Origin of the sequence: Tahibacter soli, from assembly GCF_025717065.2 — a bacterium.
Classification (GTDB): domain Bacteria; phylum Pseudomonadota; class Gammaproteobacteria; order Xanthomonadales; family Rhodanobacteraceae; genus Tahibacter; species Tahibacter soli.
This window is the reverse complement of record NZ_JAOVZO020000018.1, coordinates 1,300,748-1,316,017: the sequence shown is the minus strand read 5'-3', so window position 1 is coordinate 1,316,017 and position 15,270 is coordinate 1,300,748. Positions and strand designations below refer to the sequence as shown.

The window sequence follows — 15,270 nt, the reverse complement described above, 5'->3', positions numbered from 1 at the left end:
GACACGCGAACGAACCGACCGATCGCGGACGAGCGGAAGCCTCGACGGGCGAGGCTTCCGGATGCTTGCGTCAGGCGCGGGCGATCGCGAGGCGGCCGCGGGTGGCGCGGATGGTGACGATGTCGCCGGGCGAGAAGCCGGCGTCGACGAGCCAGGTGCCTCGCAGGCGGATGTAAGGGACTGCGCGAACCGGACGATTCGGCGAACCGTCGATCGACGGGTAGTAAGCCGTACCGATGCGGATGTGCTTTGTGGAAGATGTTGGCGAAGTATGCTTGGGCTTGGCCACGATCCACTCCTATCCAGTGGGTTTTGGTTAGCGAACGGCGTGGCAGCAACCGCGCCGTTCGCGCTTTGCCCTTGAGCGATTGGTCGCTGTGGGCGACCTTTCAGAGCGCCGCGCGCAGGCACGTCAAGGATTCGGTTTTATCGAACTTGCGCAGTCCTTGACGTGCCGAGCACGGTGCTAGGCTGAGACGACCGCAGCGAGCTTTGTATTGCGTTCAACGCGGCGAGCTTTGGCTTCTCGCCGAGACGGAGTCGCAACGAAGAACTGAGCGTCGCCCCCTCACCCAACCCTCTCCCCCAAAAGCGTTTTGGGGGAGAGGGCTAGGCGTGGCGTGACTTGACGTCTACGTGTTTACTTTGCGCAAAAAGCTGGATACCGGCCTACGCCGGTATGACGGCATTGTAGAAATGCCGCGCTTTGGCCGTTGCCGTTGCTTCTGGCGGCAGGAAGCCGCCCGCCTTACCCGGGGCCCCGTCGGTCGCGGCGAGATCGCGGAGGATCAGCCCGCAGGGTCGCGCGCAGGATGCGCGCGAGTTCGTTGCAGGGCCATGGATGGTCCTTCAACGAACCCCGGAGCGATCTCGCGAAGTTTGCGGGCATGGATGCCCGCAAACCGCGGCCGTCGGGGTGCCCTTGGAGGGTGCAGGGAGGGATTGGGCAAGCAATCTCTCCCTGCCCGCTCGCGGCAGCGAGCGGAACGCTTTGTTCAACGCCAGGCAAAAGCTACAAAGAAAAATTCGTCCCCGCACCGCAATGCGGCGCGGGGACTAGAGCTACTTCGCTACGGTGTAGTAACGGTCAACGCCGCACTGGCCGCACTGGCATTGCTGCCGGCATCGGTAACGAGTCCGCCCGCCGGAATCGTGTTGACGAGCTGTCCTGCGACCTGCGCCGCGACATCGACGTTGACCGCGCACGAGCCCAGCGCCGGAATGATCGCACCGCTGCGCAAGGTGACCGACGTGCCGGTCTGGCCCAGGCTGCCGGTGCAGGTGGTCGACGCGTTCGCCGCCGACACCATGCCGCTCGGGAACGCATCGACCAGGTCGGCCGTCAGCGTGACCGGCGTCGCGTTGCTGTTGGACAGCGTGATCGTCAGGCGCGTCGGCGTGTTCGTCGGCACCGTCGACGCCGGGAACGCCTTGGCGAGCGTCGGCGCGACCACCGGCGCGATGGCGGTCAACGTCGCGCTGGCGGCGGCGGCGTTGCTGCCGGCGTCGGTCGCGAGTCCGCCCGCCGGAATCGTGTTGGTGAGCGTGCCGGCCGTTTGCGCCGCGACGTCGACGTTGATCGCGCACGAACCCGACGCCGGAATGACGGCACCGGCGCGCAACGTGACCGACGTACCGGTCTGCGCGATGCCCGGTCCGCCGGTGCACGTGGTCGATGCGCTCGCCGCCGACACCATGCCGCTCGGGAACGCGTCGGTCAGGTCGGCCGTCAGCGTGGCCGGCGTCGCGTTGGTGTTCGCGAGCGTGATCGTCAGTCGCGTCGGCGTGTTCGTCGCGACGCTCGCCGTCGCGAACGATTTGGCGAGCGTGGGCGCGTTCTGCGCCGCCGCGTCGAAGCCGTTCGCGAAGATCGCGTCCTCGCTCACGACGTCGAGCGTGTAATCCTCCACTTGTCCCCAACGGTAGCTGCCGCACGCGCCGCTCGGCCAGTAGAACGCGAACGAGGACGGCGAATACACCTTGAGCACGCGCATGCGCGTCGGCCCGCCTGCCGCGCTGCCGGGCACCGTGATGTCGTGCACCGCTTCCATGCCGTCGCTGCCGGTCGAACCGATGAGATAGCCGGCGCTGTGAATCTCGTCGGCCGCATCGAGGATGCCGTCGCGGTTCCAGTCGACGAACACGGTGTAGGTGTTCGCGTCGGACGCGAAGTCGGCCTTGCCCCTCAGGCGGATCGGATAGGTGCGGCCGGTCGTCACCTGGCCGTGCACGCTCGTGAAGTCTTCGTAGCCGTCGGTCGAATCGGCCGGCGAAGCACGGTCGATGCCGGCGAACCCGACGTAGGTGATCGGCTCGACCGACTGCGACATGCCCACGCTGCAATAGGCGTTCGGGTTCGGATCGTCCGGCAGCATGCGGAACTTGAGGGTGCCGAAATGGGAGTTGCCGCCGGCCACGTCGTGGGCGGTCAATGTCCAGACGCCCTCCACCGGGACGATGGCGCCGACGCCGAAGCCCCAGATCTGCGTGTTCGGATCGAGCTGGAAATCGAACGCGCCTCTCGCGTCGGCGAAGAGCTGCGTGGTGGTCATCAGTTCGCCGATGTTGTCGGCCGGGTCGCCGAGGTTGATGCGCACGCGGCCGTTCGGCGTCAGGCCGCCGATGTGGATCTGCACGCCCGACGCGCCGAACTGCGAGATCGGCAGCTCGGCCGATCCGGCCGCCACGTCCAATATCTCGTCGGGGTTGCGGATGACGGACAGCGGCGCCTGGGCGGCGTTGTTCTGCGAATCGGCCACGGAGATCACGTGCTGGCCGAGCACGGAATGGATCTTCAACGCGTTCACGCGGACGCTGAACGCGCCGTTCGCGTCGGTGGCGGCGGCGAACTGCCGGGTCGCCCCGTTCGGGTCGGTGCCGGTGACGGTGACGTTCGAGGTCGCCGCGAAACCGCTGCCGCTGACGACGACGCCGCTGGCCCAGTACCAGTATTCGACGATCTGCGTATTGTCGAGCGAAATGGCGGCCGTTCCCGCCAGCGCGGCAGGGCTTGCCGCCGTCGCCAGCAGTGCGAGCGCGCACATCGCGCCGGTTCTCGTTGTTCCCCGGTTGAATCTCATCGGCATGCAGCCCCCCTCGGGCGGACATTGGATTGATGCGCGGAACAGCAGCCGCTCCGGCGACGCTGCACGACACCGTTTCATTAACCGCGCTGGCGGAACGGGTTGTCCATTCGGAACGGTTGCAGGCGGGTTTCGATCGTCTAACCGCACGCTAACCGGACGGCAACCGGGCGATTCGTGGGGATTTTCGGGACGCGCGAACCGTGGATGTGCTTCCCGCAGCCACGCGGCGCGCCTGCCGGAAAGCGGCTTGGCCAACCGGCGCTACGTGAAGCGGGCTATCGAGATCGCACCCAGCGCAAGGGCCAGGCGGATCAACCGCTGAGCCAGGCCCAGCAGCGTCGCAACCGACGCTTTGCGTGCCGCCGCGCGTTCGGCGAGCACCCGTTTGCGCGCTTGGCGCAGATGGGCCGCAAGTGCATCCGCACGATCGGTCTGGCGCGAGCGCGGATGATGATCGCGTTGAAGGTGATTACGCCACCGCGGGATCGTGCCTGCGTGAGGCACCGCCGCCGCCGCGATGCGGCGAGTGAGCGGCAACGATCTACGTAGCCGCACTCTGCGGGGTCTCACGAATCGTCGCTTCGGCGAGCTCGCGCTGTCGCGAAGGGGTTGTTCGAGGTGCCCTCATATCACGGTTCGCGTAGCGGCTGGTTGCTTGTCGAACGGTTTTCTATCCAGCAGACAGTCGATGAATGCACCGAGGAGGGCCGGTCGATGCTGCGCGCTCGGATAGTAGAGGAACAGCCCCGGCCGCGAAATCGACCAGTCTGCGAGGACCTGGACCAGCCGTCCCTGGGCCAAAAGCTCACCCACCCCATCCCGCTCAAAGTGATAGGCAATGCCGAGCCCGTTCAGCGCAGCAGCAATGCCGATGTCAGCGTGATTGGTGACGACAGGGCCGTCCACCGCTATTTCGAGCCGTTGCCCTCGTTTACTGAATTCCCAGTGATAGTGCCTGCCGTCCATCCGGAGCCGCCAGTTGATGCATGCATGGTCATGCAACTCGGCAGGTGATTTGGGCGTTCCCCGACGCGCGAGATAGTCGGGGGACGCCACGGCAATCATATTCAGGTCCGGCGTGAGGCGGACGGCCACCATGTCTTTCTCGAGCTGCCCCCCCACGCGGATGCCCGCGTCAAAGCGGCCAACGACGATATCCGCCAGCGCGTCGTCGACCACGATGTCGAGAACCACGTCAGGGTATGTTTGATGGAAACGCGAAAGCCGGGGCGCAATGATGGTTCTTGCGGCGATCCCTAGCGTGTTGATGCGGAGCGTGCCGCTCATCTGTCCTGTTGCCTCACTGGCCTCAGCGACCGCAACAGCCATCTCCCGAAACAACGGAGCTATGCGTCTGTAGAGCAGCTCGCCACTGGCCGACGGCGCGACGCTTCGAGTCGTGCGATTCAGAAGACGTGCGCCGATGCGGCCTTCGAGCTGCCGGATAGTCTGGCTGAGTGCCGAAGGCGATAGGCCCAGATGCTCCGCAGCTCGGGCAAAGCTCCGGCGCTCCACAACGGCTACGAAGGCCTTCAGCTCAGCGAAGTCGGATCCGCGCATTATGCATTCCTTTCTACACAACCCATCCTGATTCTAGGATATTCACTAAATTCACGCCGGCACGCATCCTGAGGCCTTCACTGCCCATGGAGCCAACGACATGAACACCTTGACCCTTCCTGAGCCAATTGCCGCTTACTTCGCGGCCGAACACGACCATGAAGCCTTGGCGAATTGCTTCACGGCGCAAGCCGTCATGAAGGACGACGGTCACACCTGCACGGGCATCGACGCCATCAAGGCCTTCATGGCCGAAGCATCGGCCAAGTACGGCGCGACGAGCGTGCCGTTCGCCATTGAGCGGGAAGACGGCTTCCAACTCGTCCGCGCCAACGTTACCGGCAACTTCCCTGGCAGCCCGATCGTTCTGTCCTATCGCTTTCGCCTTGAGCGCGGCCTGATCGCAAGCCTGGAGATCACGGCATGAGCTTCGACCTTCACTTAAATGGCCTGCGGGCCGTGGTCACCGGCGGCACGCTGGGCCTGGGCGCTGCAGTCGTGAAAACCCTTGCGGAGGCCGGCGCTCGGGTAGCGACGTCCGCGCGCACCGTGCCAGCGCACCCGGTGGAGGGGGTCGCCTACATACCTGCCGACCTGTCGACGGCGGAAGGCACGAGTCATCTTGCGCAAACCGTCCTGCGGGAATGGGGCGGTGTCGACATCTTGATCAACGTGCTCGGCGGCTCAAGGACTCCCGGCGGCGGTTTCGCTGCGATCAGCGATGAGCACTGGTTCGCCGAGTTGAACCTGAACCTGATGCCCCCCGTACGACTAGATCGCGCACTGCTGCCATCGATGCTGGCTCAAGGCTCTGGTGTCATCATCCACGTCAGCTCCATCCAGCGCGTGCTGCCCTTGCCCGAGTCCACTACCGCTTACGCCGCAGCCAAGGGCGCCCTCACTACGTACAGCAAGTCGCTGGCAAGGGAAGTAACGCCAAAGGGAGTTCGCGTGCTGAGCGTTGCGCCGGGCTGGATCGAGACCGAGGCTTCCGTAGCGTTTGCGGAACGGACGGCTGCACGGGCCGGAACGGACTACGAGGGCGGCAAGAAAATCGTCATGGATTGGCTGGGGGAATCCCAGTGGGCCGACCCGCCAAACCACAAGAAGTTGCCGATTTGATCGCCTTCCTGGCGTCCCCGAGATCCGCTTCGATCGCAGGGTCCGAGTATCGGATCGACGGCGGCACCGTTCCCACCCTGTAGCCTGCAAGCGCGCTCCGGGTCGCCTCCCGGGCGGCGAGCAGGCCGTCCGCCCCGCCTGGCGATAAGCGGTCTATTTTTTCGACTGAACGGTAAGGAAGCATGCCCTTGAAACCACGGAGCGTGGAAATATTTTCGCGACTCCACGGTGCCACACGGCACGATTTCGTCAGGAGGAAACCCATGAATACGCTGCGTTTTCAACCCTGGTCGGGTAACACCGTCACGTTCCAGGACGAATTCAAGAACATGATGAACCGCTTTCTGCGAACGGACGATGCGGACCAGTCCGACGTGGTCACGAGCCAGTGGGCGCCGCGCGTCGATATCCGGGAGGAAGATCATCGGTTCGTTCTGGCCGCCGACGTGCCGGGAGTGGACCCGAACGAGATCGAAATCCAAATGGACCGCGGCGTTCTCTCGATCCGCGGCGAGCGCAAGATCCAAATCGCGAAGGAAGACGGCAAGTTCACGCGCGTCGAACGTTCGCACGGCGTCTTCTATCGACGCTTTGCGCTGCCGGACAGCGCAGACCCCGCCGGTATCAGCGCGAGCGGCAAGCTCGGTGTTCTTGAAATTTCGATTCCCAAACGCCCCGAGTCTGCACCGCGACGCATCGCTATCCAGACGCAGTGAGATGCGTGAACACGCATGCCCAAATGCTGCCGCAGCGGTACGCCGCTGCGGCAGTTTCGGCGATCACAAGCACGCTCCGTCGAGCCTCATCCTGTGCTTGGTGCATTTATTCGGAAACGCGTTGACTGGCGCTGCGCAGATACCTGTCCATTGAATCAGCCCGTGCGCCTTGGCCCCTGGGGAAGACCGTGCCGGTCAGCTCCTCGGAGGTCGTCCACAGGCGCGCCGCGACGGTTGTGTCGAGTGCCTGCGGAGGGATCACGGCAGTGGTCGGGTAGCCGCGCATTTCGCCGAGCCTGTCCGGGCCGTAGTAGGCGCCGCCGCGCGCCTGGGGCGCAGTCGCAGCGAAGAGCGTCGGCAACGCGCCCTGCTCCGCGGGTTGGAACAGGAACCACATGTAGCGACGAAGGATGCCCGCGACACTTCGTGGACCGGCCCCATTGGGCAGCAGATCGGTTCGCGAAATACCGGGATGGGCTGCGATGCTCAGGATTCCCCAGCCGGCCGCATCACTACGGCGCTGCAGCTCCAAGGCAAACATCAGGCAAGCGAGTTTCGATTGGCCATACGCCTGCATCGGCCGATAGCCACGCTGAGCTTGCAGATCGTCAAAGTCGATCGCGCCGTTGCGGGCGGCGAGGCTCGACAGGGTGACGACACGTGCCTGCTTGCTCTTGCGCAGCAGGGGCATGATCTGTGCGGTCAAGACAAAGTGACCCAAGTAATTCGTGCCGAGCTGCAATTCGAACCCATCGGCAGTCGACTGGCGCCGGGGCGGCGTCATCACCGCCGCGTTGTTGATCAACAGATCCAGGCTGTCATGCGAACTGCGCAGGCGCTCGGCAAAGGATCGGACGGAATCGAGGCTGGCCAGATCCAGCAGGCCGAACGTCACGTCCGCGCCGGGAATTTCCTCGCGGATCCGGTTCACGGCCGCTGCCCCCTTGGAGGGGTTTCGCCCGGCAATGATCACGCGCGCACCCGCGCGGGCCAGCGCCAGCGCATCCTGGAACCCCAGCCCGCCGGTGCCCGTGACGACAGCCGTACGGCCACGTTGGGAGGGAATGTCGAAAGCTGTCCAATGGGTCATGGTTCTTGCCGGAAGGAAGACGAGGGGGCACACTGGGTGCACCTATTTGTGCACTCGATGCAATTATTATTGCACCGAGTGCATATTTGCAACAGGCCGTCGCGATGCCAGGAAATTTGAATGCCGCAGGCGCTCCCCCATCGGAAGGCTTGCGGGAACGAAAACAACGTGAAACCCGGCAGCGCATCGCCGAGGTCGCGCTGCGCCTGTTCCTTGCCGACGGCTACGACGGCACGACGCTTGAAGCGATCGCGGCAGCGGCGGATATCTCCCGCCGCACCTTCTTCTCGTACTTCAAGTCGAAGGACGAGATCATCCTGTTCGGGATGGAAGCCGATTCGGCCGAGCTGATCGCCGAACTGCTCAAGACGTCGCCCGACGTGCCGCCGCTGGACGCCGTCCGGGATGTGATGGTCAAGCGCATTGCTCGCCATACGACCGAAGAGATGACAGCCATCGACAACCTCATGTTGTCGAGCGAATCGCTGCTCGCACGCAAGCAGGCGTTCTACGCGAAGCAGGAACAGGCGCTCTTTGTCGCGCTGCGTGAGGTGTGGCGACAGCCCGAACGGCAGACGGCACTTCGGATGGTGGCGATGGTATCCATGGGTGCGATGAGGCTGGCGCTCCAAGCCTGGAGAGAGCAGACGGGGAAGCGCAAGCCAGCGGCCCAGTTCCTGCACGATGCGTTCGAGAGTCTTCGAGCGGAGCTTTGACTGCGCATTGCAACGGCATGAGGCGGAGGAGAACTCCTCATTTCGAGCCGCTCGCCATATCGAGCCACCCGCCGCTAAGCGCTTGTACGGCAGCACACGAATACATGCGCTGCAATGTCACGGGCCATCCATTGAACGCTGCGGCATATCACATCAGCTTCTCTTGAACTGCTTGGTAGACGGTTCTCACGCGGGGCTGAAAGCCGAGGCTACGTGCGAGCGAGCCATCGACATGGAGGTGCCACGGGTTCTCCAGCGGTTCGGACGATGGTTCCAGAGTTTCCCCGACCAACCCGGCCAGTTCGTAAATCGACGTCGGCGCCTCGTCGGAAAGGTTGACGATGCGGCCGTCGAATGCGCCGTCCAATGCAAGGTGGATGGCTGTGGCGATGTCGCGATGGTGGATGGTGCTCATCCTCTTTGCGGGGTGCCACTTGCCGGCAATCGCATGCTTGGGCAGGTCCTCGAGATGGCCGTCCCCGTCACCGTAAACGAAGGGAAGGCGGAGCACGGCCCAGTTGAGCCCACTATCCTGCAACGCCTTCTCGGCCGCGACCTTGCTGGCCGGATAAGCAGGTTTTGGGTCGACCGGATCGTTCTCGCGCCCAGGGTGCGGGCTGTCCATGTCGTAGACGTTGCTGGTGCTCGCGATGATGAAACGAGCCTTTGGCGCATGGGCCTTCATCGCGGCGATGAGGTTGCGCGTCCCTTCCAGATTGCTCTTCCAGATGAGATCGGTGTCCCGGCTTCGAAAAACCGCCGCAAGATGGATGACGTCCGAGACGCCCTCCACCGCCTGCGCGAGCGTCGAGGGATCAAAGAGATCGCCCGCCACCGGCATGACGCCGGCAGGAACCTGTTTCCCGCCGCGCACGAGTGCCCGGCAATCCAAGCCCCCTTCGACGAGGCGAGGAAGAAGCCTGGCTCCTACCAGCCCGGTTACGCCGGTCATCAAGATTGTCATGTGTCAGCTCCTGTCTATGAATTTTTCAAGTCGCTCGGTCGCGGTCTGGAGCACGCGGATGGCATTGGCGATGGCCGTGTCGTCCATGCCCTTGAATGCCACGTCGTGAATGACGGCCAGATCAGGCAGTTCTTTCCAGAGCCTGGCGCCCGCCGCTGTCATGCGCAGTAGCTTCTGCCTTTGGTCAACACGATCGGGCACCTGTTCGACGAGTCCCTTGCGAACGAGCACGCCGATGATCGCGCTCAAGGTCGCACGTTCGACCTGGAGTGCCTTCACCAGGTCGCGCTGCATGGTCGGGCCGCAGTGAGCGAGCTGGTACAGCACGTACCATTGCGTCGTTCCGAGCTCATACGGACGGAGCACAGCTTCCATGGCGGCACGGCCAGCCATGTAACACCGCTTCGCCCAAGCGCCGACAGAGCTGTGAGGTTTGCTTTTTTGTTAGCCATCTGACAATATTGTTAGGCACAAGACAAATTGTCAAATTCCTCTGCATACCCGCGTCCGGATCGACGCGCCCGATCGCGGGGTCGGTCTGCCGGAGACTGCGCTTTCGCAGACGGATTCGAAGCGCCCGCACTCGTGTCGATTCAGCGAGCGTGATTCGATATCGAACCGGCGAGTAATACGCAACAAGGCGCAACTGGAAAGTGCGGAGAGGGATTGGACAAGCAGTCCCTCTCTGCGCGCTCGCGGCAGCGAGCGAAACGCCCGGTTTAAGATCAGGCGAAAACTACAAAGCGACGCGCAAGAACCGGAGCCCGGCGTTCGCTGGGATGACGAGCGAAGAGCAGAGCAAGAACCGCTTCCCCGAGCTACTTCCCCTGCCCGATCCTCTTCATCAAAGCATCCACGCCAGTCCGCAGAGCGCGCACCTGCTCCCAGATATCGTGATCGAGCGTCGTCTTGTGATGCAGCGCCGACACGAGCGGCACCATCGTGTTCTCGTACGCCGCCGCCAGCCGCGCGAGCGCGTCGTTGAGCGCCGGCGGCGCGGTCAGGTTCTGGTCGCGTTCGAGCGCCGCGCGGATTTCCGTGAGCGCCCCGAGCGAGCGCGTCAGCGCCGCGCCGTGTTCGCCCTGCTTTTCGATCTGCACCGCGATTTCCGCGAGCATCTGCGCCGCGCGCGTCGCGCCGTCGGCATCCTTGCCGCCTTGCTTGGCAAGCCGCTTGAAGTCGTCGCACAGTGCGTTCCAGCGCGCGGTCTCCTGCGCGTCCGGCTGACCGATCAGCTGCGCGAGCCGCAGCAGGTTTTCTTCCGCGCGCGCGCCGAGCGTCTGCGCTTCGCCGCGATAGTGGTCGCGAACCAGCGCGTCGAGTTCGGCGTCGCTCATGAGCGGGCTCACCTGCGCGGCGAGCTTGCCCATGTTGCGGTAGCTGCCCTGCAGCTTGAACGGCGGCTCGGTGCGGTACGCGTCGTCCTGCGCCGCGCTCGCGACGTAGGCTGCGTTGACGCGCATCAGCACGTCGCGCACGGCGACGAGCCGTTTGACGACTTCGATCGCCTGCGCGCCGCCCGGCACCTGCGGCGGCAGCGCATCGTCGTCGCCGCGCGCGGCGCGCAGCACCGCGAGCAGTTCCTCGCGCGGACGTTCGGCCAGCGGCGCGCTCGCGGCGTTCGCGGTCAGCGCGTTTTCGATGTAGCTGTCGGCGAACAGCGCTTCGCGCCCGCTCAGCACGTCGCCGAGGTTGTAGACGTCGGCGCGGTTCGCGAGCATGTCCGGAATGCGGAACGTCTCTCCGCTTTCGGTGTACGGGTTGCCCGCCATGACGAGCGCGAAGCGCTTGCCGCGCAGGTCGAGCGTGCGCGCCTGGCCGTCGATCACCGCGTCGACGCGGCGCGTGCCGTCGGCGAGCGAAATGAATTTCTGCAGAAATTCCGGCGACAGGTGCTGGATGTCGTCGAGATACAGCATCACGTTGACGCCCATCGCGAGGCCGAGGTTGAGCTTGACGAGCTCCTCGGCCGCGCCGCGCTGCGGCGTCTGCGACGGATCGAGCGAAACGACGTCGTGGCCGAGCGTCGGGCCGTTCACGCGCACGAAGATCATGCCGAGGCGGTCGGCGACGTATTCCATCAGCGTCGTCTTGCCGTAGCCCGGCGGCGAGATCAGGAGCAGCATGCCCGAGCGGTCGCTGCGTCGGTCGCCGACGCTGCCGATCTGCTTGGCGAGATTGTTGCCGACGAGCGGCAGGTACACCTCGTCGATCAGGCGGTTGCGCACGAAGCCCGCCATCGGTTTCGCCTCGAAGCGCGCGAGCCCCAGCCGTTCGCGTTCGCGCTGGGCCAGCGCGTGGCGGTACGCGGCGAAGTCGTGCCAGTCGCGCGCGGTGCCTTGCATGTACGCATCGAGCCTTGCGGCGAATTCCGGCAGGTCGACGACGAGCTTGCCGTCGTTCACGCGCGCGTGCGCGCCGCGCAGGCCCGTCACGGTGGCGACGAGATCGGCGTTGACGCGTTCGCGCGGCAGGTCCGGCCACGCGAGGATCGCCGCGGCTTCGAGCGCGAGCGCCGGACGCGCCGCACCGACGCGCACGCACCACTGCGACGCGAGCGCGAGACGTTCGGCCGCCGGCAGCGCCGAACTCAGCGCCGCGAGCGCGCCGCGCGGCAGTTCGGCCTGCACGCGGTGCGCGAGATCGAGCGCTTCGCCGGCGGCGGCGAAGTGCGCCGTGTCGCCGCCGAGGCTCGCGACGAGATGCCGCGCCGCGGCTTCGTGCTCGATCGCGCTCGCGCCGACGCCGATACGCTGCGCGCTCGCGGCGAGCGCGGCGAGCCACGACGGCGGCAGCGGCACGGCGTCGCCGCGCGCGAGAAACCAGTGCAGACCGGCCGCATGCGCGCGCAATGCGCTTTGTTCCTTCGTATCCAACGCCGCATAGTGCGCCTGCGCCAGCACGCGCGCCGCGGCGGGCACGCGCAGTTCGCCGGCACCGGCCGCGAGTTGCGCGAGTGCGCGCAGGATCGCCGTGGCGTCGGCGTCGTGCACGCCGCGCTGATAGTCTTCGACCGGCTGCCGCTGCGCCGCCGTCGCGACGCGCTCGGCGAGCGCCTCGGGCTCGGCCGCGCGCACCGCGGCGCGCAGCGTCGCGTCGCCGTTCTCGATCTCGCGCCACAGGCGCCACGCGAGGAATTCGGCGCGATACACCGCATCGCTCTCGCTCGGCAGCGTCTGCCCCCACACCGCGCGAAAGCGTTCGGCATCGGGTTCGTCGAGTTCGCGCCGGTAGTCGGTGCCGGTCAGTTGCACGGCGAGCCCGCGCGCATCGTGCGTCAGCGCGAGATCGAGCGCGCGCCGTTCGATCGTGAAGCGTTGCGCGCCGAGCGCGAGGCTTTCGCCGCTCGCGCCGAGTTCGGTGCGGTCGCGCAGGTCGCGCAGGCCGGCTTCTTTCAGCGATTTGAGACGCGATGCGAGTTCGTCGGCCGCCACGGCCTGGCCGAGCCCGCGCAATTCGTCGATCTGCCGCTGCGCGCGTTCGACGAGGCCGTCGCCGGCGAAGAACGCATGCAGCTCGTCGGCGGCCGTGATTTTCGCAAGGCGCCGCGGCACGCCGTCGAGCACGCGCGCGACGGCGTCCTTCAGGCCCTGCGCACGTTTGTCGCGCTGCGCGGCGAGCTGTTCGCGGCGCGCCGCGAACGCGTCGAGCGCGCCTTCGCGCCGCGCGGTCAGCTCGACGACGAACGCCGGCTGTTCGCCGAAACGCGCTTCGAGCTGTTCGATCTGGCTGAGCATCTGCGCGAGGCCCGCGTCGGCGGATTCGGGCGTGTCGCAACGGCCGACGAGATTGACGAGCGACTGTTCGAGCACCGTCAGCTGCGCGCCGAATTCGAGACCCTGCTCGGCTTCGACCAGCGCTTCGCGGCGCGTGCGCAACGCGGCGCGGATGCGGTTGACGTCGGCATACAGCGACGAGGTGGCGCCCAGGAGTTCCGCGCGCTGCTGCGCGTCGGCGTGTTCGAAACCGGCGATGAGTTCGGTCAGGCCGTCGAGCGATTCGGCGAGCTTGTCGAGCGATTCGCCGACCGGCGCGAGCGCCGCGCTCGTCTTGGCCTGTTCGACCGCGGCGTTCGCCTCGGTCAGGCCCTTGCGCAGCGGCTCGAACGCGGCCGGTTCGGCGAAGAACTTCACCGCGCGCGTGCCGATGCGGTCGAGTTCTTCGCGCAGGCGCGCGTCGATCGCGGCGACGGCGGTCGCGTCGACGTGCGGGCGTTCGGCAATCTGCATCAGCTCGCCGCGCTGGCGCTTCAACGTGCGGATCGCTTCGGTGAAATCGTCGGGCTTCTGCCACAGGAACGCGGCGACGCGCGACAACAGCTCGCTCGCGGCCTTGTCGGCCGTCTTCACCTGCGCGCGCGCGTCGGCCTGCGCGCGCTCGAGCGTTTCGTACGCGGCGAGCGCCTCGCGACCGCTGCGCGCGAGCGTCGCGACATCGGCGCCGATCCCGCCGGCTTCGGCTTCGGCGAGCCACGGGTATGCGTCGCCGCAGCGCGCGGCGACGCGCAGCAGGCGCTCGTACGCGCCGCGGCTGCCGGTGTCTTCGGCGAGGCGTTCGAGTTCGCGCAGCTCGGCGAGCGCGCGCACGATCGTCGCGTTGCCGAGCCGCCCGATGAGGCCCGCGACGCGCGGCTGCGCGCTCGCGTATTCGTCGAACGCGAACGGCGTGCGCCACAGCTGCATCGTGTGCAGGCGCGACGCCTCGTCGGGCGATTCGGGCGTGATGAGCAGAATGCGCCCGTCGACGAATCGGCCGTAGCCGTTGCCGACGAGCGGCGCGCCGATCACGCGGTCGATGAGGTTGTACGTCAGCAGCGCGTAGATGCCGCCCGCCGGTTGATAGAACACATACAGCACGTCTTCGCCGCTCGGCGCGCGGATCTGGCGCTTGATGCGGAAGTCGGAAAAATCGTGACCGAGATCGGTGAAGCGCTTGTGATCGCCCGATTCGAGATAGTAGCCGCCGGGAAACACGATGCCGTGGTCTTCCGGCAGCTGCATGCACGACGCGCCGATTTCGTCGATGCGCAGCGCCGACTTCAGGCGCTTGTTGTACACGTAGTGCCGCACGACGGTTTCGCGGTACGGCCGGATGCGCAAAAGTATCAGTTGCCCGAGATCGGCGTAGGCCATCTCGGCGTCGCCGAGAGCCTGGTTCTTGTCGTCGACGGGTTCGGACAGGATGCCCAGGCCCGACTCGGTGTTGTTCTCGACCTTGATCGTGAGATCGCCGCCGATCGTTTCGACGAATACGGTATCGAGCACGTTCGCGTGCGGGTGGCGTCCGATGACGAAGTTCTCGCGCGTGATCGGCGTCCATTCGAAATCGTGCGACGGCAGCTGGACGTTGTCGCGCTCGCCGCGATTGTCGAGGTAGTGCACCGATCCGTCGGTGCCGAGTGCGAAGCGGAACACGCGCTTGTCGCCGATCTGCGTGCCGGTGCGGAAGATCAGCAGCAGGCGTTCACCGACGACGCGCAGCTGGTCGAGCGTCGTCGATTTGTAATAGGTGAACAATTCCCGAAAATCGGCGACGAACCGCGGATCGTCGAGAAAGCTGCCGGCGAGCGCGCGCGGCTCGAGATCGTAGCCGTCGGCGTTTTCGATCAGCCGGTAGAGGCAGAACACGTCGCTCGTCTGCGTCTCTTTCTTCAGGCCGATGAAGACGTTGTAGCCGAACACGAGATCGTCGCCGACGCGCACGATGTCGCGCGCGACGCAGTTGTGTTCGGTGCGCGCGGCGAGGCGGCCGATCAGTTTCGATTCGACGCGGCCGAACGCGGCGAGCCGCGCGCGGTTCAACGCCGCGGACTTGTCGCGCAGGGTGGCGGCGGCGCCGACGAGGCGCTTGCGCAGGAGGTCGAAGGTGGCGGATTCGGTCATGGCGAAACGTTCCATCGCGGCCGGGGAAAGCCCTCTCCCCCAAGCTCGCTTGGGGGAGAGGGTTGGGTGAGGGGGCGGCGACAAATACGCATCGACGCATATCGCCGCGTCGCCCCCTCACCCCACCCCTCTCC

The 15,270-nt window shown here is 65.9% G+C and carries 11 protein-coding genes and 1 pseudogene; 4 read left to right on the top strand and 8 right to left on the bottom strand.

Features of this window, described 5'->3' with window-relative positions; all coding sequences use genetic code 11:
* Positions 1–70: 70 nt before the first annotated feature.
* The 4 genes from OD750_RS19080 to OD750_RS19065 form a co-directional block, all read right to left on the bottom strand.
* On the bottom strand, positions 71–289 hold the full coding sequence (locus OD750_RS19080) for a type I toxin-antitoxin system SymE family toxin (protein WP_263542132.1): 219 nt from the start codon (positions 287–289) through the stop codon (positions 71–73).
* 781 nt (positions 290–1,070) lie between these two features.
* Positions 1,071–3,044: a DUF7933 domain-containing protein gene (locus OD750_RS19075; RefSeq protein WP_263542133.1), complete on the bottom strand. Its 1,974-nt coding sequence runs from the start codon at positions 3,042–3,044 to the stop codon at positions 1,071–1,073.
* Positions 3,045–3,347: 303 nt separating this feature from the next.
* Positions 3,348–3,623: a hypothetical protein gene (locus OD750_RS27530; protein WP_425508242.1), complete on the bottom strand. Its 276-nt coding sequence runs from the start codon at positions 3,621–3,623 to the stop codon at positions 3,348–3,350.
* A gap of 87 nt (positions 3,624–3,710) precedes the next feature.
* Positions 3,711–4,646 (bottom strand): LysR family transcriptional regulator, encoded by a 936-nt coding sequence (locus tag OD750_RS19065; RefSeq protein WP_272842053.1) that lies wholly within the window; start codon positions 4,644–4,646, stop codon positions 3,711–3,713.
* A gap of 100 nt (positions 4,647–4,746) precedes the next feature.
* Here OD750_RS19065 and OD750_RS19060 point away from each other — a divergent pair, with 100 nt between their 5' ends.
* From OD750_RS19060 to OD750_RS19045, 3 genes and pseudogenes are all read left to right on the top strand, one after another.
* Complete coding sequence (locus OD750_RS19060; protein ID WP_263542136.1) at positions 4,747–5,073, top strand: nuclear transport factor 2 family protein; 327 nt, start codon at positions 4,747–4,749, stop codon at positions 5,071–5,073.
* Positions 5,070–5,851 (top strand): annotated as a pseudogene (locus OD750_RS19055) (SDR family oxidoreductase). The gene OD750_RS19060 and the pseudogene OD750_RS19055 overlap by 4 nt, the downstream one beginning before the upstream one ends.
* Positions 5,852–6,031: 180 nt before the next feature.
* Entirely contained in the window at positions 6,032–6,484 is a 453-nt protein-coding gene (locus tag OD750_RS19045) for an Hsp20/alpha crystallin family protein (protein WP_263542139.1), read from the top strand.
* A gap of 106 nt (positions 6,485–6,590) precedes the next feature.
* Here OD750_RS19045 and OD750_RS19040 read toward each other — a convergent pair whose 3' ends face one another.
* On the bottom strand, positions 6,591–7,574 hold the full coding sequence (locus tag OD750_RS19040) for an oxidoreductase (RefSeq protein WP_263542140.1): 984 nt from the start codon (positions 7,572–7,574) through the stop codon (positions 6,591–6,593).
* 86 nt (positions 7,575–7,660) lie between these two features.
* Between OD750_RS19040 and OD750_RS19035 the strand changes: the two genes are divergently transcribed.
* Positions 7,661–8,290 (top strand): TetR/AcrR family transcriptional regulator, encoded by a 630-nt coding sequence (locus OD750_RS19035; protein ID WP_263542141.1) that lies wholly within the window; start codon positions 7,661–7,663, stop codon positions 8,288–8,290.
* A 148-nt stretch (positions 8,291–8,438) separates the two neighbouring features.
* On the opposite strand, the gene OD750_RS19030 is transcribed toward OD750_RS19035, so the two are convergent.
* The 3 genes from OD750_RS19030 to OD750_RS19020 all read right to left on the bottom strand — a co-directional run bounded on the left by OD750_RS19030 (position 8,439) and on the right by OD750_RS19020 (position 15,136).
* Complete coding sequence (locus OD750_RS19030) at positions 8,439–9,254, bottom strand: NAD-dependent epimerase/dehydratase family protein (protein WP_272842052.1); 816 nt, start codon at positions 9,252–9,254, stop codon at positions 8,439–8,441.
* Between the two features lie 3 nt (positions 9,255–9,257).
* Positions 9,258–9,647: a MarR family winged helix-turn-helix transcriptional regulator gene (locus OD750_RS19025; RefSeq protein ID WP_272842051.1), complete on the bottom strand. Its 390-nt coding sequence runs from the start codon at positions 9,645–9,647 to the stop codon at positions 9,258–9,260.
* A gap of 425 nt (positions 9,648–10,072) precedes the next feature.
* Positions 10,073–15,136, bottom strand: coding sequence for a DNA repair ATPase (locus OD750_RS19020; RefSeq protein ID WP_263542145.1), 5,064 nt, complete (start codon positions 15,134–15,136; stop codon positions 10,073–10,075).
* Between the last annotated feature and the right edge of the window lie 134 nt (positions 15,137–15,270).

Excerpts from the sequence above, each read along its gene's own strand:
- OD750_RS19075 (WP_263542133.1), bottom strand. The coding sequence starts at position 3,044 with ATGTGCGCGCTCGCACTGCTGGCGACGGCGGCAAGCCCTGCCGCGCTG.
- OD750_RS19065 (WP_272842053.1), bottom strand. The coding sequence starts at position 4,646 with ATGCGCGGATCCGACTTCGCTGAGCTGAAGGCCTTCGTAGCCGTTGTG.
- OD750_RS19060 (WP_263542136.1), top strand. The coding sequence starts at position 4,747 with ATGAACACCTTGACCCTTCCTGAGCCAATTGCCGCTTACTTCGCGGCC.
- OD750_RS19045 (WP_263542139.1), top strand. The coding sequence starts at position 6,032 with ATGAATACGCTGCGTTTTCAACCCTGGTCGGGTAACACCGTCACGTTC.
- OD750_RS19040 (WP_263542140.1), bottom strand. The coding sequence starts at position 7,574 with ATGACCCATTGGACAGCTTTCGACATTCCCTCCCAACGTGGCCGTACG.
- OD750_RS19030 (WP_272842052.1), bottom strand. The coding sequence starts at position 9,254 with ATGACAATCTTGATGACCGGCGTAACCGGGCTGGTAGGAGCCAGGCTT.
- OD750_RS19025 (WP_272842051.1), bottom strand. The coding sequence starts at position 9,647 with ATGGCTGGCCGTGCCGCCATGGAAGCTGTGCTCCGTCCGTATGAGCTC.
- OD750_RS19020 (WP_263542145.1), bottom strand. The coding sequence starts at position 15,136 with ATGACCGAATCCGCCACCTTCGACCTCCTGCGCAAGCGCCTCGTCGGC.